3 protein-coding genes are annotated in these 2,079 nt (G+C 60.4%); all 3 read right to left on the reverse strand.

From position 1 onward, the window contains the following. On the reverse strand, window positions 1–324 hold a 324-nt coding region (locus DBR24_RS32860), incomplete at its 3' end, for an ATP-binding cassette domain-containing protein (protein WP_256591640.1). Window positions 325–356: 32 nt separating this feature from the next. Beyond that, on the reverse strand, window positions 357–1,361 hold the full coding sequence (locus DBR24_RS18905; RefSeq protein ID WP_123466760.1) for a substrate-binding domain-containing protein: 1,005 nt from the start codon (window positions 1,359–1,361) through the stop codon (window positions 357–359). Between the two features lie 136 nt (window positions 1,362–1,497). After that, window positions 1,498–2,079, reverse strand: a 582-nt coding sequence (locus tag DBR24_RS18910) for an SDR family oxidoreductase (protein ID WP_371921328.1), incomplete at its 5' end; no start/stop codon positions are given.

A 2,079-nucleotide genomic window follows, 5' to 3' on the forward strand; every position in this document is an offset into this window, starting at 1 on the left:
GGCCACGGTCATTTCCGGCACCAGATGCAGCTCCTGGTGGATCACCGCGACGCCGTTGCCGATGCTGTCGGCCGTGGACTTGAAAGCCATCGTCCGCTCGCCGATCTGCAACTCGCCGCTGCTCGGAATGTAGGCGCCACCGAGGATTTTCAGCAGGGTCGATTTACCGGCGCCGTTCTCGCCCATCAAGGCGTGAACCTGACCTGGATGGGCGACGAAGCTGATGCCGTCCAGCGCTTTCACCCCGGGAAAGGTTTTGCCGATCCCGTTGAAGCGCAGGCTGCCGGCGCGGCCCTGTTCATGTGTCTGTACTTGCGCGTGCATAAAGCCACCTCTTCACAGCGTTCGAGCAGCCGTCAGTTCCACAGGCCGATTTTTTCCAGCTCTTGCTTGAAGTTCTCGCGGGTGATCAGGGTGACGTCGTCCATCGCCGTGTACTTCGGCGGCTCTTTGCCGGTGGTGACCCACTCGTACATCATCTCGGCAGTTTTATAGCCTTCGATGTGCGGGCTCGGCAGCATCGAACCGAAGAAGCCGCTGTTGGGTTTCTTCAGCTCGCCGATGGCGTCAGTGCCGTTGATGCCGATGCCGATCACGTTGGCCGCCGCGAACCCGGCGGCTTCGGTGGCGCGCACGCCGCCGAGCACGGTGTTGTCATTCATGCCGCCGATGATCAGGTTCTTCGCCGCGCTCGGCAGCTTCACCAACGCCGAGTTGGTGGCGTCCATGCTGCCCGGCACATCAAGGGTTTTCAGCGCCGCGAACAGGATGTGATCCTTCGGCATACCGGCGTCTTCCAGGGATTTGACCGAACCGTCGGTGCGCTTCTTGCCAGTGTCGAGTTCGTTGTAGGTGTTGACCACCGCGTAGGTGTCTTTCCAGTCCCAGTTGCGTTTCTTCGCTTCGGCAACCATGGCGTTACCCTGCTTCTGGCCGACTTCGAACGCGGCCATGCCGAGGTACGGCACGTCTTCCATGAACTTGCCGTTGGCGTCGACGAAGCGGTCATCGACGGCAATCACTTTGAGGTCATTGAGTTTGGCCTTGGCCATGATCGCCGGGCCGAGCGAGACATCCGGCGGGCAGATGACAAAGCCCTTGGCACCATTGGCCGCCAGGCTGTCGATGGCCGAGAGAGTTTTCTCGCCATCCGGCACGGCGATCTTGATCAGTTCAAAGCCCTTGTCCTTGGCGGCTTTTTCGGCGAAGGCCCACTCGGTCTGGAACCACGGTTCTTCCGCCTGCTTGACCAGAAAACCGATCTTCACGGTGTCGGCGGCGAGCAGCGCACTGCTCAGGCTGAACGCGGTGACCGCCAGGGCAGCACTGCACAGGGTACGAATCCCGAAACGACGTTTCATAAGCTGACTCCTTGTTATTTTTTTTGAGCAATGTTTGAAAAGCGTTAAAGCGTGTTCCTGCAAAACCTGTCGAAAATAGTCATATCGTATGATGATTGGATTTCAAACGGACTTATCCGCCTGAAAGCCGCTGCGTTCAGTCGTGGTACATCACCGAGCGCCCGCCATCGACGGTGATACACGCGGCGTTGATGAACGGCGCTTCATCACTGGCCAGGAACACCGCCGTCATCGCCACTTCGATCGGCTGGCCGATGCGCTTGGGCGGATGCAGATCGAGTGCGCGCTGGCGTTCGGCCTGCGGGTCAGCAAAGCCGTTCCAGTAATCAATGTTCAGTTGCGTCTCGATGTAGCCCGGGGCGATGGCGTTGACGCGAATGCCCTTCGCCGCGTATTCGATGCCGAGGGCGCGGGTCAGGCCAAGCAGGCCGTGCTTGGCCACCGGGTACGGGAAGCAGCCGGGAATGATGTGGCTCGAATGGGTCGAGGCGATGTTGATGATGCTGCCGACACCTTGCTCGATCATCTGCGGCAGCACGGCCTTGCACCCGTACCAGGCGCCGTCGAGGTCGATGGCGAAGCAGCGATGCCAGTCGTCCTCGGTCATTTGCAACGGATCGCGGAACACATTGACTCCGGCGCAGTTGACCAGCACGTCGATGCGCCCGTGCCGCTCCACAGCCAGTCTGGCCATCGCATGCAGATCCTCCTGGCGCGA

The organism is Pseudomonas sp. HMWF006 (assembly GCF_003061205.1).
Taxonomy (GTDB): Bacteria; Pseudomonadota; Gammaproteobacteria; order Pseudomonadales; family Pseudomonadaceae; genus Aquipseudomonas; species Aquipseudomonas monsensis.